Here is an 18,395-nt window from a genome sequence, read left to right as displayed (position 1 = left end):
AATTAAAATCATGGCACGAATATAGGTTTATTCGTGCCATGACTTATTATATAGAAAATAAAACAATAATTAATCTACTATTATTCTTAGGTACAGTAATCCTTCTAAGCTCGCTGTTTTTATAGTTCTATTTTTCAGTAGAAAATGAAGCAGAATAATCTTGATAAGATTGATTTATATAGGCTCCTTCTCCAAACCAATGGATGATGGGATTAAACTTCTCTGTGTTCATATATCCATTAACAACCGTCAACATTTTATTCTCTCCATTCATGAAAGCATAACTGGGATAGCTCATTTTATTATTCAATAATAAGGCTGCTAATTGATGTGTGGATCGTCTTCCTTCAGGATTAGGATTTACAAATTCTTTCCCCATAAATTGTATAGCCTCAGTTTGTTCGGCATCTAATTTCACACAATAATAATGCTCATTCATATATTTCACAATGATGGGATCTACAAAAGTTGAGGCATCCATTTTTTTACACCATCCACACCAATCTGTATATACATCAATGAAAACCAGTTTCGGATTTTCAGTATTTAAAGCTATGGCTTCCTCAAAAGTATACCATGTTATTTCTTCCTTGTCTTGAGCTTGTAATATACTTGTACTCATTCCAATAATTAAGGCAAGTAAAAATAGTTGTTTTCTCATTCTTTTGTTTTTTTTATTTAGGCTAATACTTTTCTCTTTCAATATCTCTTTTAATATCCTTTTCTTTTAGACTAGCTCTTTTATCGTAGGTATGTTTTCCTTTTGCCAAGGCAAATTGGAGTTTGGCTAAGCCTTTATCATTTATAAAAAGAGATACAGGCACTAAAGTATATCCTTTTTCATTAATTTTCACCTTTAGCTTCTTTAATTCACGCTTTGTTAACAAAAGTTTACGGTCACGCTTAGGTTCGTGATTATAATGCGTGCCTAATTTATACTCACTAATGTGCATGGCTCTTACAAAAAGTTCCAAACCAAAAAAGCTACAATATGCATCTGTTAGCGTTGCTTTCCCATATCTTATCGATTTAATTTCTGTTCCTGTTAATTGAATTCCAGCAACAAATTTCTCTTCTAAAAAGTATTCGTAAGATGCTCTTTTATTCTTAATATATACTGAAGGTAGTGCCATTTCATTGAAAAATTGATGGCAAATTTATGAAAAATATACCAGCTTATCTTATTAAATATTAGTGATCATAAATATGAAAATTATTTGATTGTAGAACCTAAAAAATGTGTAAATTGCAGTATTAAGGGATTTTATCCTGTTTTAGTATATTTTATTTCTAGGGGGATTTTGGTGGACAGCCAAAATGAATATTAATATTTTATGAAACCGATAACTAACCAAGCAAAGATTAACCAACATCTTCAAGAAGGATTAAGAGTAATATCTGAACAATTACATGGACATTCAGTATATATCGTTAGCTTTCTACAAGACAAGCCAACAATCTTAAAATCACATTTTCAGCACGATACGAATCATCACTTTGATAATTTGATGTTTGAACTTATGCAAAGAATGATAGAAGAGGACAAAGACTCTCAACTGTTTTCTGATTTAGATAAATATAGCATCATACCCACCCACCCTCTTTATTCTTCATATATACAACGAATTCCAAATACAACTGATCCCATTTTTTTTGGCTTGTTTAGTGTAGACACCATGATTTTAGACGCTACACAAAAAATCATCTTAAGTCTGAGCATAGAAAACTTTACACTTCTATTGCAACAACAAGAATCTATTTCACATTTGTCGAAAAGAAGATCACATCATCCGCTTTTTGAATTAATATTTCAATCTGTTTCTGAAGCCATTAGCATACATGATCTAAACACCGAAAGGTTTATTGCTGTCAATAATAAATTCGAGAAATACGCCGGCTTGCAAGAAAGTGAGATCATCAACAAGACCGTAGAAGATCTCGGTTTTTGGTATCATAAAGAGGAACATTCAGAATATACCAAACTACTGCAGAGCCAAGGTTATGTAAATGAATTTTCTGCACATTTCACAAACAGTAAAGGGAAAGTTTATACAGCAATTATTTCTGCTAAGGTATTTAATTATAACGACACAGATTATATTTTGGTCATTATTGGTGATACCAGTTCATTAACACAAACTCAAAGAGCATTGCAATCAAGTGAGAAAAAATTCCGAACTATTTTTAATGCCTTACCAGATCCCACAAGTATTAATAAACTTGATGAAACATATGCGTTTACCGATATCAATGATGCTTTTATAAAAAACCTCGGTGCATCCTATTCTGACTACATTGGCAAAAGTGGTTTTGAATTGAATTTATGGGCCGATAAAGACCAAAGGCAAACCTATATTGAAACCATAAAAAAGCAAGGATATATAGAAAATTATCAAGCCAAATATCGCCATCCCAATGGCAATATTATCGAAGGTTTAGTTTCTGCTAAGACCATAGAAGTAGATAATGTTCCTCATTTATTGGTTTTACAAAAAAACCTTGACCATTTTATAAAGCTTAAAAAATCAATCAAGATCAGTGAAGAGAAATTTAGAATGATTTTTAACGCCAGCCCCGATGCTATAAATATTATCAAAGCTGATAATTATAATTTTGTAGATGTAAATCAATCTTTTCAAACTATCACACAATATAAAAAAGAAGAACTCATTGGAAAATCTTTACTTGATTTTAATTTTTGGACTAATGATAAAGATGCCGAATTTTATATCCAACAATTAAAACAAAAAGGAGAAATCTTCAATTTAGAAACTACCATTCAAGTTAAAGATGGACAGCTTATTCAAACTTTATTATCAGCCGCAATTATAGAGTTCAATGAGGTACCACATATTATCAATATTAGCAAAAATATTGAAGATATAGCAAATATGAAACGTGACATCATTGAGAGCGAAAATAAGTTTAGAAGTATAGTAGAAAACTCTCATGCTGCTATAGTTATCATAGATAATAATGAAGTTTTCAATTATGCAAATCCAAAATCTGAAGAAATTTTTGGTGATACAGCTGAAGAATTAATAGGCCAAAAGTTCGAGAAATGGATACACCCATCAAGTATCAATTTAGTTAAAGAACGTTATTCAAAAAGACAAAAGGGAATTAAAGTTCCATATAATTATGAATTTAAGCTTCTTCAAAGCAATGGAACCATCAAAGATATAGAAATCAGCTCATCCATCCATAAAGACAAAGCAGGTCGTATTTTTACTATTGCACAACTTTTGGATATTACCAAGAGAAAAGAGGCTATAGATAAAGCATTTAATGAGCAACAAAAACTACAGCAGTATTTAAACATAGCTCCTCATATTCTCATTGCTTTAGATATAAATGGGAATGTGGAAATGGTTAATGAAAGGGCTTGCGAAATACTTGGTTATAAAGAAAAAGAAATTATTGGAAAAAATTGGTTTGAGAATTTCTTACCCACAGAAATCATTATTAAAACCAAACAAGAGTTTAAACAAATATTAAATGGTGCTCAATTAATTTCATCTTCAGAAAATGATATCATCACTAATGACAAGAAAATAAGACGAGTTCATTGGCAAAGCTCTCCAATTATTGATCAATTGGGAGTCATAAAAGGTTTATTGAGCTCAGGAGAAGACATCACCGATAGGATGAATACCCTAAAAATCTTAAATCAAACAAAAGTGGTCGCCATACTATGGAAGTATCAAAAAGACAAACACGTACATCCCATTGAATATGTATCCCCTAACATTAGTAAATTAATTGGCTATACACCAGAAGAACTTATTGAGAATCAAGTTGAATATCCGGATTTGATTCACCCAGACGATTTACCCCGAGTACTCAATGAAGTAAATTATTATGTCAATAATTCTGCTTTTAAAAACTATAGTCATGAATACTATAGGTTGAAAAGCAAAAATGGAGATTATGCTTGGGTGGAAGATCAAACTGAAATCATTCGAAATATCCAAGGTGAAATAACGCATCTAAATGGTTTATTGATAGATGTTTCAGAAAAAAAGAAATCTATTGAACTCATCAAAGAAAGCGAAGAAAGATATAGAACTATTTTCAATTCTAATTTGGATGGCCTGATCATATTAAATGAACAAGGGGATATTGTCGAAGTCAATGAAGTCACCTGTAATATGTATGGATACACCTATCAGGAATTGATGCATAGGGACTCTAATAAAATAAAAATCGCTAGTGATATTAACATCTATTTTGTTAAAGATTTCTTAGAAACTAACAAAATCCTAATTGCGGAATCTGAGGATATTAGAAAAGATGGTTCACCTTTTAATATTAACGCCAAACTGCGATACATTACTTATAATCATGAAAAGCATATTTTAGTCATCATAAGAGATATCACTGACATAAAAAGAGCTGAAAAACAACTGATAGATGCAAAACAAAAAGCTGAAGAAAGTGACCAACTAAAATCATCATTCTTAGCCAATATGTCTCATGAAATAAGAACACCCATGAATGCTATTATTGGTTTTTCTAGCCTATTGGAAGAAGACGATATTGATCAGAATGAAAAATCAGGATTTATCAGTAGAATTAAAAATAATGGACAAAACTTATTAAACCTGATTAATGATATTATAGATATTTCTAAAATAGAAGCCAACCAAATACGGTTTATTTCGGAGACCATAAACATAAAGAAATTCCTATCAAACCTTTATGATTCTTTCGAAATAGAAGCTAAAAAGAAAAGTATTCACTTAATATTCAATTATAGTGAAGATAAAGAAATGAACTCGCTTAAATCAGACACTTATCGCTTGAATCAAGTGATGGTTAATTTTTTAAGCAATGCTTTAAAATTCACTCCTAAAAATGGCGTAATTGAGTTCGGCTGTAAACATGTTCCTCAAAAGAAACATGTTATGTTTTATGTTAAAGACTCAGGAATAGGTATTCCCAAAGCAGAACAAGAATTTGTATTCGACAGGTTCCGTCAAGCACATACCATGACACATACCGATTATGGTGGGACTGGATTAGGTTTGAGTATTTCCAAAGGTTTAATAGAACATCTAAAAGGCGATATTTGGATGAAGTCAGAAGAAGGAAAAGGATCTGAATTCTATTTTAGCCTCCCCTATTAAATCATCTTAAATTTTATTGTTCTTATGAAATTCTAAAAGAGTATCTATTGGTTGCTTTATAATATTACCCATTTTAAATCCTCTATCCCCCAAAACCTTTTTCAAAATAGCTTTATAAGACCATGCTATAGAACCCTGAAAACTAACAGGTAAAGATTTATCCATACTTAAATCAACAACAAATTCATCAAGAAACTGATTAAAGGAGGATTCTATCAGAGCCCTGACAAATTTCTTGTCCTGATTTGAAAGAACAAAAGGGCTAAAGCTTGCTAAAAAACGATTTGGATTTGGAAGGTTATAAAGTTGGTCCAGTAAACGAGATAGATCAAGATGAGGATATTTATCATTAAAGTCCATTACCAATTCTTTTGGAGCTTTACCATTGAAAATGGCTTTCAACAGCATTCTACCTATATGATTACCAGAGCCTTCATCACCCATGATGTAACCAAACGAAACCGCTTCACCTATAATTACCTTACCATCATACAAACAAGCATTAGAGCCCGTTCCAAGAATACAAGCTATGCCTTTTTCGTTTCCGAGTAAAGAGCGCGCCGACGCCATTAAATCATGCTCAATATGAATTTTCGCATTCTTACAAGCATTAGTAAGACCCTCAAAAACAATTGATTTTGAATCTATGCTTCCACAACCAGAACCATAGAAGAAAATTTCTTTAAGCTGAATTAAATCATCAGAGGCAAAATGTTCTCGCATCTCCTCTGTAATTTCTGATGATTTGGTAAAGTATGGATTGAGCCCTTTGGTTTTATATTTGAAAACTTCATTAGTCTTTGGTATCCAAAGTACCCAATCAGTTTTTGTTGATCCGCTATCTGCAATGAGTATCATATTAAATATTTTAAGCTAATTTAGCACAAAATTTGAACGAAAACAATTTAAAGGTATCAAAAAGACAATGACATTACGGGATAATCCTAATAATCAAAGTGTAAAAACTTTTAAAGGCAAATCAATTCGGCTTATCATTGCCCTAATTGTACTAAACCTGATACTCTTCTTTGCTAATCTGGTATTTGGATCTATTCATATTCCTTTTTCTGAGATTTTAGAAACACTACTCTTCCCATCAGCAGAAACCGAGAGAATTTCCCAATTAATTATATTAACTTCTCGATTACCACAGGCTATTACAGCACTTCTAACAGGAGCAGCTTTATCGGTGGCTGGGCTTTTAATGCAAACATTATTTAGAAACCCTTTGGCAGGGCCAGGCATATTAGGAATTAGTGCAGGAGCCAGTATGGGTGTTGCTATTTTAACATTATTGGGTGGAGCTGGTAGTTTAGTTCTTATTTCTAGTTATTTGCAACAATTCAGCATAGTGATTGCAGCCTTTGTGGGTGCTTTTTTAACTCTCGGGCTCGTGCTTCTCTTTGCACGATTTGTTAAAAGCAACGTCTCACTACTTATAATAGGACTCATGATAGGTTATGCGGCATCTTCATTCATTGGGTTCCTTCAATTCATTAGCCATGAACAAGAAGTTCACTCTTTTGTGATTTGGGGATTGGGAAGTTTTAGTCAAGTGAGCATGCATCAAATGACATTATTTGCTAGTTTGATATTGTCGGGAATTGTGGCAAGCTTCTTCTTTGTTAAGCCATTAAACCTCATGCTACTAGGGGAACATTACGCCACAAATCTAGGCGTAAATGTAAAAAAACTAAGAGTCAGCCTGATCGTAATTGCAGGATTGTTAACGGCGGTAGCTACCGCTTATACCGGACCCATTGCTTTTATTGGGCTGGCAGTTCCACATTTGAGTAGAATGCTTTTTAAAACTTCAGAACATAAAATATTATTACCTGGAATTATCCTCACAGGAATGGCCATAGCCCTATCTTGCAACCTAATTGCTCGACTACCATCGCTTGAACAAGCCATTCCGATAAACACGGTAACCTCCTTATTTGGAGCGCCATTGGTAATATGGTTTTTGATAAAAAATAACAGAATTAACATGTCGACTTCATGAAAAAGAAACTCTTGGAAATAAAAGATCTGGAGATCGGCTATCAAATAAAGGACCAAAAGAAAGTCATACAAAGCCATCTGAATCTAAGCCTATATGCTGGAGAATTAATTTGCTTAATTGGTCCTAATGGAGTCGGAAAATCAACTTTTTTAAAAACATTGGGTAGAATCCAAGCTGAGCTTTCTGGCGAAATGATCATTGGCGACACTCCAATCTCTAAATTCAATCAGCAAGAATTTTCAAGGAAATTAGCTCTGGTACTTACAGAGCAATTAGACATTCCACAAATGAGTGCCCAGGATGTGATTTCCTTGGGAAGATATCCATATACTGGCTTTTGGGGGAATCTACAGAAAAAAGATTTGAATATCGTTATTGAAACAGCTCAAAATGTTGGAATAGCACATCTTTTAAATCGTAGCTATGTAGAATTGAGTGATGGTGAGAAGCAAAAAGTAATGATAGCCAAAGCTCTTGCTCAACAAACTCCATTGATGCTTCTAGATGAGCCTACCGCTTTTCTTGATTTCCCTACCAAGTCGAGTCTTTTAATCATGCTTAGGAAACTAGCCCGTCAGAAACAAATGGGCATCATCCTTTCCACTCATGATATTGAACTGGCTTTAAAAACTGCGGATCAAATATGGTTATTTCCGGAACACCAGAAAATGATTAGCGGAATACCAGAAGACTTAGTGATTGAAGGACAAATCCTCAATGTGTTCAAAAACAATGAGATGGCTTTTAATATTGAATCTGGTCATTTTGAAAAGCAATTTAAACCTAAATTCAGTATTGAAGTAATAGGAAAAAGCACGAAAGCCACTTGGCTTAGAAAAGCCCTGATTAGAAATGAAGTATCCCCAACTGGACCATCCGATAAACATATTGTTTGTGATGATGGATATCATATCTTTGAAGGAAAGCAAAAAACCCATTCTACTCAGAATATTCAAGAATTACTCCATTTTTTAAAAATACAATAAGATCGCATGAAAAACATCCTCTATTTATTCAGTTTTATCCTCTTTTTAAGCTCCTGTCAAACCCCTATCGAAGTGGATATGATGGTTCAAGATGCTAAAATCTATACCATAAACGAAAATTTCGAGATGGCTGAAGCCATGGCTATTAAAGATGGCAAAATCATCGCTATCGGAAGCAATGAAGAAATACAATCACACTATTGGGCAGAAGAATCTTTAAACCTCAATAATCAATATGTATACCCTGGATTTATTGATGCACATTCCCATTTTATCTCTTATGGACAAAGCTTAGTTTCAAGAGCTAATTTGGTGGGAACAAAAAGTTTTGAGGAGGCTATTGAAAATCTTCAGGTTTTTGAGAAAGAATTTCCTGCTGAATGGTTAATCGGCAGAGGTTGGGACCAGAATGATTGGGAAGTACAAGAATTTCCTAGCAAAGAAAAGTTGGACGAGCTCTGGCCCAATAAAGCAGTTTATTTAACTCGAATTGATGGTCATGCAGCTATTGCCAATTCAAAGGCATTGGAATTAGCGGGCATAAATAATGAAACTCAAATTCATGGTGGTGAATTCATTATAAAGGATGGTGAGCTCACTGGAGTATTGATAGATAATGCTATGGAGATGGTAAGAGAAGTGATGCCAAGCACCAGTAAAGAACTCAGAATCAGGGCAATTAAAGAATCTGAAAAAGGATGTTTTGCTGTTGGACTAACCACTGTATGCGATGCAGGTTTAGAATATTACGATATTAATCTGCTTCAAGAATTACACAATAGTGGCCAATTGAAAATGAGAGTTTATGCCATGCTTACTCCAACAACTGAAACTTTGGAAGAAATAATGACCAAGGGACAAATTATCACTGATCGATTGACGGTAAGATCAGTTAAATTATATGCCGATGGTGCCTTGGGAAGCCGCGGAGCTTGTCTTCTTCACGATTATCACGACAAAGCCCATTGGAAAGGAATGATGTTAAGCCCACAAGCCTATTTCGATTCTTTATGTATGATGGCTGACAAATATAATTACCAAGTGAATACACATGCTATTGGTGATTCAGCCAACCGTGTCATCTTAAAAACCTATGCTAAATATTTAGAAGATAGTAATGACAAGCGTTGGAGAATTGAGCATGCACAAGTGGTTCATCCAGATGACTTTCACAGATTTGGTGATAAAAGCATTATACCATCCGTTCAGCCTACTCATGCCACCAGCGATATGTATTGGGCCGACGAAAGATTAGGGCCAGAAAGAATAAAAAGCGCTTATGCTTTTGAAGAACTCCGTCAACAAAACAATTGGATTCCTTTGGGAACTGATTTTCCTATTGAAAAAATTGACCCACTCCTTACTTTCTATGCTGCAGTGGCGAGAATGGACAATAAATACTATCCTGAGGATGGTTTTCAAATGGAGAATGCACTAAGTAGGAAAGATGCGCTAAAAGGAATTACCATTTGGGCAGCCAAAGCTGGTTTTGACGAGCATAAAAAAGGTAGTTTAGAAACCGGTAAATTTGCAGACTTCATTGTTCTAAAGGAGGACCTATTGGAAGTTCCTGCCACAGAAATCCCTTATATTAAAGTTAAAATGACTGTTGTTGGTGGTGAGATGGTTTACTCTTCCATCACAGAATAAGTCCAAATCATTCCATTATTTAAGATTTAAACTATGCTGTGTCTCAGATCTAAAACAAATAATCCAGTTTTCAACATTGCCACTGAAGAATACCTGCTCAAGCATAAAGACGAAGATTGCTTTTATCTTTATATTAATAACCCTTCTATCATAATCGGTAAGCACCAGAATTCACTGGCGGAGATTAATGTGGATTATGTGAAAGAAAATGAAATCACCGTAGTGAGAAGACTTTCTGGTGGTGGAGCCGTTTTTCATGACCCAGGGAATTTGAATTTTAGCTTTATCAAAACCAAAGAGAAAAATGAGCCTATTGATTTCCGTAAATATACTCAGCCTATATTAGATGTATTAAATGCTTTGGGTGTGGATGCTAAATTTGAAGGCAGAAACGACCTCACCATAAAAGGAAAAAAATTCTCGGGCAATGCCAAACATATATATCAGAACAAAATTCTGCAACATGGCACCTTGCTTTTCAGTTCCAAACTTCCTGATTTATCGCAAGCTTTAAAGATAAACCCACTCAAATACCAAGACAAAGCAGTGAAATCGGTTCGAAGTAGGGTGACGAATATATCAGAGCACTTAAGCACCCACATTAGTTTAGAAGCTTTTGAAGATCATATTATCAATCATGTAAGAAGTATATATGACGACACAGAGTTATATGAACTCACAGAAACTGATATTGCTGCTATCAATCAACTCGTTGACGAGAAATACAGCACCTGGAATTGGAACTTTGGCTCCTCCCCTAAATACAACTTCCAGAAGGGTATAAAAACCACTGGTGGTCATATAGAATTAAACCTAGAAGTGAGAAAAGGTGAAATCGTTAATGCCAAAATATTTGGGGATTTTTTCAATACCAATGACATTGATGAATTAGAAAAGCTTATCATTGGAATGCCTCACGATTTGGGGAAAATCAAAGCTCAATTACAGCAAATAGAACTCGGTAATTATTTAGCCAATGTAACTTTGGATGAATTTATGGAAGCTTTTGTATAAACCTTCTCGACAAACCAATAATTATCATTATGAAAACTAAAGTCCTCTTATCAATCTTTATTATTCTTTTTGGATTGACTTCTTGTAAGAAATCAGAACCTGAAGAAAGAATGATAACCATTAAAGGTATCGTACTGAATTGCGACAATAATGAGGTTTTTCCTAATACGGAGATCCTTATGTTAAAATCAAAATATATGGAAGATCATGATGACATCGATTACTATTATTATATTGAACCCATAAGATCAATAACTAATAATAATGGAGAATATGTACTTACATTTCCCTATAAAGATAAGGATATGCTTCATCCTATTTTCGCCTATAAAAATGATTATATCCAAAAGAATAGCGGCTATAAAAACCCTCTAGACAATTGTTCTCTATCAGAACTAAACAATGACACAATACTACTAGGAAAAGCTACATATCTTAATGTTGTCTTGAACAACTTTACTGGGAATAAAGGTTTTATAATAGATTTAAATAAGAATATACCATCAGAATTATTTGATCCTACTGCAGATTACAATACATGCGAATATTATATAGACAACGATGATACGGTAACAGTGCTCAAAGAATCCTATTTATCCAAGGACAATCATAATGTTTATGTGACATGGTCAAGATATAATAAAAAACATGATGACACAACAGTTGTGGTTCAAATGAACCCCAGCGATACCACATTTTTGTCTATAGATCTTCAGTAAACTAGATTTTCTTGTTGAACTTAAAACTCAAAATTAGAGGAATCTCATATATTAAAACTCCTCCATTTTACTCATTATTTTTTAGCAGCTACAACAGACATTTCCACCAATAGTTCTGGACGAGCCATTAGAGCTTCAACACAAGCGCGAGCGGGTTGATAACCATTCGCTACCCAAGCATCCCAAACCTCATTCATAGCTGCAAAATCTTTCATGTCGCGGATATAGATGGTAACAGAAAGAATATGTTTCTTATCAGAACCTGCTTTATCAAGTAGCTCTTCTACTTTTTCTAAAGTAGTAATCGTTTGTTCTTTAATATCTTTAGTAGCATCTTTTGCCACTTGTCCACAAAGATAAATAGTCCCATTATGCTCAACAATTCTACTCATACGCGGAGTTGAATCTATTCTTGTTATTGACATGTGTTTATGTTTTAAATAGGGTGCAAAACTAGTCATAATTAGTCTGATTTTTTAATGATAAAAAGTTTGAAATTTGAAAACTAAATCCTCTTATATTTGGAGAGAATAATGAGGTATTAAAAACCAATGGTAGCTTCATTTTGAATCAAAAATGCATAAACACAAAATCATGATAAAATCAATAGCACTAAAGACCCTGTTAATACTATTAAGTCTCACTACTTTAATCTCTTGCCAAGGAGAAAAGAAAAGAATTATTAAATTCCCGAAAACAAATCTAGCAACAGAGAATATCATTCCTAAGCCCCTAAATATAATTTCCACGAATGGTGGTTTTGCCTTGGATGAGTTTAGCGCTATTGTTAGCATTGAAGACCATGATTATAAAGAAATAGCACAGATTCTAGCCGATAGAATCAATGATATAACTGGATTAAAAACACTTGTCAATTCACCTATCCTTAATCAAGAAAGTGTCATCTTTATAAAAAAGGAAGCTAGTCTTCATCCAGAGAATCCGGAAGCTTATCAATTACATATTACTACAGATTCGGTGATTCTTTCATCAAATTCTGCAGCTGGTGCTTTTAGAGGCATTCAGACTTTACGTCAAATTATCCCTAGAGAAAGTAACGACACACTCACGAATACTAAAATATGGACCATTCCTACAGGAACTATTACCGACTATCCCCAGTTCGAATATCGTGGAGCCATGCTCGATGTAGCACGTCATTTCTTTAGTGTGGAGGATGTTAAAAAATTCATTGAGGTCTTGGCTTATTATAAATATAATGCTTTACACCTGCATTTGAGTGATGATCAAGGCTGGCGAATCGAGATCAAATCGTGGCCCAAGCTAACAGAAGTTGGTGGAAGTACAGAAGTAGGTGGAGAGGCAGGAGGATTCTATACCCAAGAACAATATACTGAAATTGTGAATTATGCTTTAGCTCATCATATGATGATTATTCCAGAAATAGATATGCCTGGCCATACCAATGCCGCATCGGTCTCTTACCCCTTTTTAAATGGTAATGGCAAAGAGTTAAAGCTTTATACTGGAACTAGAGTTGGATTCAGTACCTTCGACACCAGAAAAGACACCGTTTATGTTTTTATCGATGATGTGATTCGTGAGATTGCAGCCCTTTCTCCTAGTCCTTATTTCCATATCGGTGGCGACGAAAGCCATGTCACTAAAAAAGATGATTATATCTATTTTGTAAATAAAGTAGAAAAGATAGTCCAAAAATACGGCAAGCAAATGATAGGATGGGATGAAATTGCTACCACAGATGTTGATGCTTCTTCTATCTCTCAATTCTGGCGTAGCAATGACAATGCGAAATTGGCTGTAAAAAAAGGCATGAAAATTATTATGTCTCCTGCGAAGAAAGCCTATTTAGATATGCAATATGATTCACTATCTAAACATGGATTACATTGGGCTGCCTATATCCCGACTGATGTGGCTTATAATTGGTCTCCTGAAAACTACGAAGACATCCCCCAGGAAAATATATTTGGAATTGAAGCACCGCTATGGAGTGAAACCATCAGTAATATTTTGGAGCTGGAATATTTGGCTTTTCCGAGAGCTATTGGATATGCTGAACTTGGCTGGACTACTCAGGAAAATAGAAATTGGGAGGATTATAAGAAGCGTCTGGGGAATCAAGCCCCTTATTTAAAGAGTATGGATGTTAGTTATTATGTTTCTCCTTTGATTGAATGGAAATTGGGGAAATAATTATTTTTGACAAGATTGAACCATATAAATCATTTAAGAGAATTTAAGAAAGCTTAAAGCATTATCTGACCTTATAATCCTTATTTGATTTAAAGCTTATAATTGTTCGCGGAGCTTTAATAAAAAGGCTTTGGTGTCTTTCAAGGTCTTCAGCACTTCCACCTCAGTATCTACTTTTACTTTTCTATTCTCTAGAATGAGGGTTTCTTTAGCCCCTTTTAAAGTGTAGCCTTTCTCTTTAACTAGATGAAAGATGAGGTGAAAATTGTCCACATCCTTAGGGGTGAACATGCGATTACCTTTTTTATTCTTTTTGGGCTTGATCACTTCAAATTCCTTTTCCCAAAAACGAATGAGCGAGGTATTGACGTCGAACATTTTTGCTACTTCGCCTATGCTATAATAAAGCTTTTGATGATGTTTTATTTCCATAGAAAAAGAATTGAATTATAATGCTCCTCCTCCAAGAGAACTATTAGCCGAACTAATAATCTCTTCATATTCTTGAGGGCTTAAATCGTTAAAGAAATAATATATAGGATTTACTTTCCTATCATTGCGAAGAACTTCATAATGTAAATGTGGACTAGTTGACAAACCACTATTCCCAACAGAACCAATCACTTGCCCCCTACTCACCTTCTGTCCTTTTCTAACCTTAAACTTGTGCATGTGAGCATATACGGTCTTATAGCCATAACCATGATCAATGGTAATTTTATTTCCGTAACCATAACTAGAACGGCTAGCCGACTCTACGACACCATCACCTGTAGCATAAATTTCAGTTCCGGTTGGTGCTGAAAAATCTAAACCATCATGAAAAATCCTACGCTTGTAAATCGGATGTATACGGTAGCCATAGAACGAAGAGATCCTCCTTTTATATTTATCACTTATAGGTTGAATAGCTGGAATACAGGCTGTCATTTGATCCATATTCTTAGCCATATCGAAAACTTCATCATAGGAGGTAGACTGTACATAAAGTCTATTACTCAACCTGTCCAATTTCTTGGTGGTATTTATCAGCAAGTCACTATTCTTATAACCTTTTAGTTTTTCGTATCTATCACTTCCTCCTATACCAGCTTGACGAATTTCGCTAGCAACAGGCTCAGTTTCAAAAATAACTCGGTAGATATTATCGTCTCTATCCTGTAAATTATCAGCAACCTTTTCCAAAATTTCCAACTTCTCATCCAATATTTTAGTTTGAAGCTTGAATTGTTCTATTTCACGTTGTTGCATCAATTCCTTTGGAGAATTAAAAAAAGTATAAGCAATAAGAATTACAACTCCCGAAAACAGAACTCCAGTAAACACTACAGATAGCAACCGCATCAAACGATTTTTGATGGTCGGTTTCACCTTTTCGTATTGTAAAGTTTGCTGATTAAAAAAGTATAATTTCTTCCCCATTTTTAGCTAAAAAATCCTTTTCGCATTTATCGCACAAAATTAACGAAATAAACTAAATTTGCAAGCTAAATCCGATTGAGTAAAAGCCAGCATTATTGGTTTGAAATCAAGGACTATTTTAGCTTAGAATAAAAACTAGAAAAATGAAAGCTGCAGAAATAAGAAGAAATTTTATCGAATTTTTCGAATCAAAACAACATAGTATTGTTCCCTCCTCACCTATGGTGATGAAAAATGACCCTACATTAATGTTTGTTAATGCGGGAATGAACCAATTTAAGGATGTATTCTTGGGCCATGGTAAATCCGTAAGTTCCAGAGTTGCCAACTCACAAAAGTGTTTACGCGTTTCGGGTAAACATAACGATTTGGAAGAAGTAGGTCATGATACCTATCACCATACCATGTTCGAGATGTTAGGAAACTGGTCTTTTGGTGATTACTTCAAGGAAGAAGCCATTTCTTGGGCTTGGGAATTATTAACTGAGCTATTAAAACTAGATAAAGACAGATTATATGTAACTGTCTTTGAAGGTGATGAAGCGGATGGAACAGAACTTGATACTGAAGCTTTAGAATTTTGGAAGAAATTTGTTCCCGCAGAAAGAATCCTCAACGGAAATAAGAAAGACAATTTCTGGGAAATGGGTGATAGTGGACCATGTGGTCCTTGCTCTGAAATTCACATTGACTTGAGAAGCGACGAAGAACGAGCTAAAATTAGCGGAGACAAATTGGTGAATGAAGACCATCCTCAAGTTGTTGAAATTTGGAACTTAGTATTTATTCAATACAATAGAAAAGCAAGCGGGCAATTAGAAAACCTTCCTGCCAAGCATATCGATACAGGAATGGGATTTGAGCGGTTAACTATGGCTATTCAAGGAAAAAGGTCTAATTACGATACTGATATCTTTCAGCCACTACTGCAAGAAATTGCTAATATGTGTGGCAAAGATTATGGTCAGAACGAAGAGCACGATATTGCCATGCGTGTGATTGCTGACCATCTTAGAGCTATTGCTTTTGCTATTGCCGATGGTCAGTTGCCTTCTAATACAGGAGCTGGATATGTCATTAGAAGAATACTGCGCAGAGCCGTTAGATATGGTTATAGTTTCCTTGGTTTTAAAGATGCTTTTATCTATAAATTAGTAGATATATTGGTATCCGAAATGGGTGATTTCTTCCCCGAATTGGCGAAACAAAAGCAATTGATAGAAAAAGTGATGATGGAAGAAGAAAATTCTTTCCTAAGAACTTTGAGTACTGGTATTCAGATGCTCGATAAAATTATTGACAATGTAACCATGCAAGGTTATAAAGTCATAAAAGGTCAAGAAGCTTTTGAATTATACGATACTTTTGGATTTCCATTCGACCTCACCGAACTTATTCTTAAAGAAAAAGGACTGGTAGTAAGCAAGCGTGAGTTTGACGAAGAAATGGAAGCTCAAAAACAACGTTCTAAAAAAGCTGCCACCTCAGAAACTGACGATTGGGTGGTTTTAAAAGAGGATGATGTGGAAGAGTTTATTGGTTACGATCATTTACAATCTACTATTCATATTACTAAATACCGCAAAGTCATCACTAAAAATAAGGAGCTTTTCCAATTGGCATTTAACATCACTCCATTTTATGCTGAAGCTGGTGGACAAGTGGGTGATACAGGATATATTGAGAGTGAAACTGAAAAGATTAGCATTATCGATACCAAGAAAGAGAATAACCTTATTATTCATATTGCAAAGCAATTACCTAAAAATCCGAAGTTGCCATTTAAAGCAGTAGTTTCTTCAAGCAAACGTGCAGCAATCACTAAAAATCATACAGCCACTCACCTCATGCATAAAGCTTTGAGAGAAATTCTTGGAACTCATGTGGAGCAAAAAGGCTCTTTGGTAAACGATTCTCATCTGCGTTTTGACTTTTCTCATTTTCAGAGGATGGAAAAAGAAGAGATTGCAAAGGTAGAAGCATTAGTAAATGTAGCTATACAAGCCAACACAGCAGCAGATATTAATGGACAAGTTCCCATAGAAGAAGCAGAAGAAAAAGGCGCCATGATGTTGTTTGGTGAGAAATATGGCGACTTGGTTAGAGTTGTCAAATTTGGAGATTCTGTTGAGCTTTGTGGAGGAACTCATGTGGAAGCCACTGGACAGATTGGTTTATTCAAGATTATTCATGAAAGCGCTATTGCATCTGGAGTTAGACGAATAGAGGCCTATACCGGACAAAAAGCCTTCGACTATATGAATAGCCATGTAGAAACTGTGGATGCAGTAAAAGGTCTGTTGAAAAATCAGAAAGACGTTGTTAAAGGCATTCAAATGATTTTAGATGATCAGAAGAAAATGCAAAAACAAGTGGAGGAGCTCTTGAATGAAAAAGCTCAGAACGAGAAAAAAGAATTAGAGAATAAAATAGAGGAATTTGGGGAAGTTAAATGGTTGGGACAAGTGCTGGATCTAGACGCAGGCAGCGTTAAAAACCTAGCTTTCCAGTTGACAAAGAAATATCCAGAGTTAATATTAGCTTTTGGTAATAGGCAAGGCGGAAAAGCAAGTTTAACTATTGCTTTAGGTGAACATGCTTTAGAAAAATCAGGATTAAAAGCCGGTCAGATGATTCGTACAGCAGCACAACATATTCAAGGTGGCGGTGGCGGACAAGACCACTTTGCTACAGCTGGTGGTAAAAACCCAGAAGGTTTAGACAAAGCTGTTTCTGAAGTAAAAGCCATGGTGAAAGGATAAAACCTCCGTTCCTATTATCAAATGTTCATCAAAATGCCTTAAAGGCCATTTTTCATGATACATTGGTTTATGCCGATAATAAATGATATTGTATTGCTTATCTTTAAGCTTAATACATTTCTTCATTGGAATTAGATATTGATATTTGCTATTTAGTTCTTAGTCGGCATTTTTTTGATTGATAATACCTTTAGCCCAAGAATACATTTTACGCTACTATATTTATAAATAAGCATATATTTACTTTTTAACCTTTGTTCGATTATTAACAATTGCCACAAAAGCCTATAACGCATTAGGTTTCTGTTAATAATCATGCAGTTACAGGGTACAATATCAAAGGATTATTAAGTAAAAGATGATGTATTATTGGCATTTCTACTAGTAGATTTCGATAATTCGCCCCTCTTTTTCCCCAAATTTCATTGAGTTATCCCGATAGCTCTTCATAAATTCGTGTCATATGAGCTAATTCTGGCTCATGTTAATTTTTATGGGGAGAATCAGAATAAAGAGTTCGGATTAAAGAG

The 18,395-nt window shown here is 34.6% G+C and carries 14 protein-coding genes; 8 read left to right on the top strand and 6 right to left on the bottom strand.

The genetic code is table 11. From position 1 onward, the window contains the following. Positions 1-127 precede the first annotated feature (127 nt). Positions 128-661 (bottom strand): DUF255 domain-containing protein, encoded by a 534-nt coding sequence (locus HNS38_RS14850; RefSeq protein ID WP_172278531.1) that lies wholly within the window; start codon positions 659-661, stop codon positions 128-130. Between the two features lie 22 nt (positions 662-683). Beyond that, positions 684-1,133 carry an SsrA-binding protein SmpB gene (smpB, locus tag HNS38_RS14845; protein WP_172278529.1) on the bottom strand — a complete coding sequence of 150 codons (450 nt, stop codon included), beginning with the start codon at positions 1,131-1,133 and terminating at the stop codon, positions 684-686. A gap of 201 nt (positions 1,134-1,334) precedes the next feature. On the opposite strand from smpB, the gene HNS38_RS14840 reads away from it, so the two are divergent. Next, positions 1,335-5,129, top strand: coding sequence for a PAS domain S-box protein (locus HNS38_RS14840; RefSeq protein WP_172278527.1), 3,795 nt, complete (start codon positions 1,335-1,337; stop codon positions 5,127-5,129). A 6-nt stretch (positions 5,130-5,135) separates the two neighbouring features. On the opposite strand, the gene HNS38_RS14835 is transcribed toward HNS38_RS14840, so the two are convergent. After that, entirely contained in the window at positions 5,136-5,987 is an 852-nt protein-coding gene (locus HNS38_RS14835) for an N-acetylglucosamine kinase (protein ID WP_172278525.1), read from the bottom strand. A gap of 67 nt (positions 5,988-6,054) precedes the next feature. Here HNS38_RS14835 and HNS38_RS14830 point away from each other — a divergent pair, with 67 nt between their 5' ends. Genes HNS38_RS14830 through HNS38_RS14810 form a run of 5 tightly spaced genes read left to right on the top strand, consistent with a single transcriptional unit; the run spans position 6,055 to position 11,503 of the window. Then, positions 6,055-7,134 (top strand): iron ABC transporter permease, encoded by a 1,080-nt coding sequence (locus HNS38_RS14830; protein ID WP_172278523.1) that lies wholly within the window; start codon positions 6,055-6,057, stop codon positions 7,132-7,134. Next, positions 7,131-8,120: an ABC transporter ATP-binding protein gene (locus tag HNS38_RS14825; protein ID WP_172278521.1), complete on the top strand. Its 990-nt coding sequence runs from the start codon at positions 7,131-7,133 to the stop codon at positions 8,118-8,120. Before HNS38_RS14830 ends, HNS38_RS14825 begins: the two co-directional genes overlap by 4 nt. Positions 8,121-8,126: 6 nt before the next feature. After that, positions 8,127-9,770 carry an amidohydrolase gene (locus HNS38_RS14820; RefSeq protein ID WP_172278519.1) on the top strand — a complete coding sequence of 548 codons (1,644 nt, stop codon included), beginning with the start codon at positions 8,127-8,129 and terminating at the stop codon, positions 9,768-9,770. 33 nt (positions 9,771-9,803) lie between these two features. After that, the gene (locus HNS38_RS14815) at positions 9,804-10,784 is read left to right on the top strand and encodes a lipoate--protein ligase (RefSeq protein WP_172278517.1); all 981 of its coding nucleotides are present in this window, start codon (positions 9,804-9,806) and stop codon (positions 10,782-10,784) included. Between the two features lie 29 nt (positions 10,785-10,813). Then, positions 10,814-11,503, top strand: a complete 690-nt coding sequence (locus tag HNS38_RS14810; protein WP_172278515.1) for a hypothetical protein — start codon at positions 10,814-10,816, stop codon at positions 11,501-11,503. A 74-nt stretch (positions 11,504-11,577) separates the two neighbouring features. Here HNS38_RS14810 and HNS38_RS14805 read toward each other — a convergent pair whose 3' ends face one another. Further along, complete coding sequence (locus HNS38_RS14805) at positions 11,578-11,928, bottom strand: RidA family protein (protein WP_172278513.1); 351 nt, start codon at positions 11,926-11,928, stop codon at positions 11,578-11,580. A gap of 169 nt (positions 11,929-12,097) precedes the next feature. On the opposite strand from HNS38_RS14805, the gene HNS38_RS14800 reads away from it, so the two are divergent. Continuing rightward, positions 12,098-13,681, top strand: a complete 1,584-nt coding sequence (locus tag HNS38_RS14800) for a beta-N-acetylhexosaminidase (protein WP_172278511.1) — start codon at positions 12,098-12,100, stop codon at positions 13,679-13,681. A gap of 96 nt (positions 13,682-13,777) precedes the next feature. Here HNS38_RS14800 and HNS38_RS14795 read toward each other — a convergent pair whose 3' ends face one another. Continuing rightward, the gene (locus HNS38_RS14795) at positions 13,778-14,113 is read right to left on the bottom strand and encodes a MerR family transcriptional regulator (protein ID WP_172278509.1); all 336 of its coding nucleotides are present in this window, start codon (positions 14,111-14,113) and stop codon (positions 13,778-13,780) included. Positions 14,114-14,128: 15 nt separating this feature from the next. After that, positions 14,129-15,103, bottom strand: coding sequence for a M23 family metallopeptidase (locus HNS38_RS14790; RefSeq protein WP_172278507.1), 975 nt, complete (start codon positions 15,101-15,103; stop codon positions 14,129-14,131). 143 nt (positions 15,104-15,246) lie between these two features. Between HNS38_RS14790 and alaS the strand changes: the two genes are divergently transcribed. After that, positions 15,247-17,865, top strand: coding sequence for an alanine--tRNA ligase (gene alaS, locus HNS38_RS14785; RefSeq protein WP_172278505.1), 2,619 nt, complete (start codon positions 15,247-15,249; stop codon positions 17,863-17,865). The last annotated feature ends 530 nt before the right edge of the window (positions 17,866-18,395 follow it).

Source organism: Lentimicrobium sp. L6 (genome assembly GCF_013166655.1).
GTDB lineage: Bacteria > Bacteroidota > Bacteroidia > Bacteroidales > UBA12170 > UBA12170.
This window is presented reverse-complemented; position numbering and strand designations above follow the sequence as displayed.

Excerpts from the sequence above, each read along its gene's own strand:
- HNS38_RS14850 (WP_172278531.1), bottom strand. The coding sequence starts at position 661 with ATGAGAAAACAACTATTTTTACTTGCCTTAATTATTGGAATGAGTACA.
- smpB (WP_172278529.1), bottom strand. The coding sequence starts at position 1,133 with ATGGCACTACCTTCAGTATATATTAAGAATAAAAGAGCATCTTACGAA.
- HNS38_RS14840 (WP_172278527.1), top strand. The coding sequence starts at position 1,335 with ATGAAACCGATAACTAACCAAGCAAAGATTAACCAACATCTTCAAGAA.
- HNS38_RS14835 (WP_172278525.1), bottom strand. The coding sequence starts at position 5,987 with ATGATACTCATTGCAGATAGCGGATCAACAAAAACTGATTGGGTACTT.
- HNS38_RS14830 (WP_172278523.1), top strand. The coding sequence starts at position 6,055 with ATGACATTACGGGATAATCCTAATAATCAAAGTGTAAAAACTTTTAAA.
- HNS38_RS14825 (WP_172278521.1), top strand. The coding sequence starts at position 7,131 with ATGAAAAAGAAACTCTTGGAAATAAAAGATCTGGAGATCGGCTATCAA.
- HNS38_RS14820 (WP_172278519.1), top strand. The coding sequence starts at position 8,127 with ATGAAAAACATCCTCTATTTATTCAGTTTTATCCTCTTTTTAAGCTCC.
- HNS38_RS14815 (WP_172278517.1), top strand. The coding sequence starts at position 9,804 with ATGCTGTGTCTCAGATCTAAAACAAATAATCCAGTTTTCAACATTGCC.
- HNS38_RS14810 (WP_172278515.1), top strand. The coding sequence starts at position 10,814 with ATGAAAACTAAAGTCCTCTTATCAATCTTTATTATTCTTTTTGGATTG.
- HNS38_RS14805 (WP_172278513.1), bottom strand. The coding sequence starts at position 11,928 with ATGTCAATAACAAGAATAGATTCAACTCCGCGTATGAGTAGAATTGTT.
- HNS38_RS14800 (WP_172278511.1), top strand. The coding sequence starts at position 12,098 with ATGATAAAATCAATAGCACTAAAGACCCTGTTAATACTATTAAGTCTC.
- HNS38_RS14795 (WP_172278509.1), bottom strand. The coding sequence starts at position 14,113 with ATGGAAATAAAACATCATCAAAAGCTTTATTATAGCATAGGCGAAGTA.
- HNS38_RS14790 (WP_172278507.1), bottom strand. The coding sequence starts at position 15,103 with ATGGGGAAGAAATTATACTTTTTTAATCAGCAAACTTTACAATACGAA.
- alaS (WP_172278505.1), top strand. The coding sequence starts at position 15,247 with ATGAAAGCTGCAGAAATAAGAAGAAATTTTATCGAATTTTTCGAATCA.